The organism is Cupriavidus sp. UYPR2.512 (assembly GCF_000379565.1).
In the GTDB taxonomy this organism is placed as follows: Bacteria; Pseudomonadota; Gammaproteobacteria; order Burkholderiales; family Burkholderiaceae; genus Cupriavidus.
The window spans coordinates 1-1433 of the sequence record NZ_KB903094.1; the positions used below are offsets into that span (position 1 = coordinate 1).

The following is a 1433-nucleotide window of genomic DNA, read 5'->3' on the forward strand; positions in this document are numbered from 1 at the left end:
CATCTTCTGAGGTCCTTTCTGCCCGCCATTATGGCCGGCTCAGACCCCAGCTCTTCCATTTATCCGACTGTCCGAATTTCCGGCGCCACCTCTGCCTAGTGTCGGATTTACACAGCCGTCAACAACAAGTGCCGTACGAAGACCTGTCTTCGCTTGGCTGTCGCTTTATTCGTGTTGTGGCGGCAAATCACGGATGAGCAATGTACAAAATTTCATGCCTCTGAGCGAACGTCCAACATGTCTACACTCCTATTCGCAGTGGCGAATCGTCGCCCACAGTATTCGGGGACGACGATTCGCCCAATTGGTCCCTTGCGACAATCAACTGAGCCGGCGCGCAACTCTTTGCTAGGTCCACTGCAAACGCTCTCCCACTCCAGCAGCGGTGCGTCGGCGAACAATGGGGAGCATGACCGACCAGCAAGAACTCTCACGTCAGCCGGTACCGCATGAACTTGAATCAGGCCGCATACATACTTCTCCGAATGATGCTGAAACTAACAACGAATGCGTTCCGGCTGTTTCTGAACACTGCGCAGATGGCTCGACGCGGCCTTGATGAGTTGCAGCTTGGTGCGAGCCGGTGCCCGGGAGGTGACGGCTTGCTGGATATCGGCGTTGGCCATCTCGTCGCGATTGAGTTCCGGGCCGTAGATGGGCAGGTAAAACACCTCGATTTGCTCGACGTGCCGGGCGAGCCAGGCCTTCACCGGCTTGCTGTGATGCACCCTCAGGTTATCGAGAATCAGGGCCTTCTTGCCTGCGTCCTTGACCAGACGGCGCAGAAAGTCGATCAAGATATCGGCGTTAAGCGACCCCTCGAAGATCTTCCAGCGCATCTTGTCGCGATTGGTGACCGTGGAAATGATCGACAGCCCCTCGCGCTTGCTGTTGATGCGTACCCCCCCTCGTTTGCCCGATTGGAGCGAAGCTGCGCCCGCGCACGTCGTCAGATCGCAGTCCGGTCTCATCGCCTCAGTGGATTTCTGCATCCTGAGCCTTAGCACGCTGCGCGATCTCCGGATAGCCCTCATTCAGCCGTTTCCTGACCGCAGCCGAGGACTGCTCGTCAGCGCGGCGAATCGGTTTCTGCGGAGTGAGGCCCCTGCGCGACAAGTAGAGACCCATGGTGCGAACCGGAAGCCGGATACCGAAGCGGTGCTCGACCAAATCAGCAACCGCGCGACGGGTCCACAGTGCGTAAGCCATCTTCATTGATCCGGTGTGCTGTCGCGAATCAGCTTGCAGACTTCGCGCCCCTGCTCGGCGTTCAACAAGCGCCCCTCGCCAAACCGACGCCCACCGTGGCATCTTGCAGCGTCGTCGCGACGCCCTCAGTATGGCGCTGGCAAGATGCCAAACACTCCAATGCGATATCCCAGCTGTGCTTGTCCATCTCCGCTCTTGATCGACACCGCCAGCATGAGATGCGC

The 1433-nt window shown here is 58.5% G+C and carries 1 pseudogene; it reads right to left on the reverse strand.

What is annotated here, in order from left to right:
- Positions 1–497: 497 nt before the first annotated feature.
- A pseudogene (locus A3A5_RS42045) lies at positions 498–1433 on the reverse strand (IS630 family transposase); the annotation flags it as partial.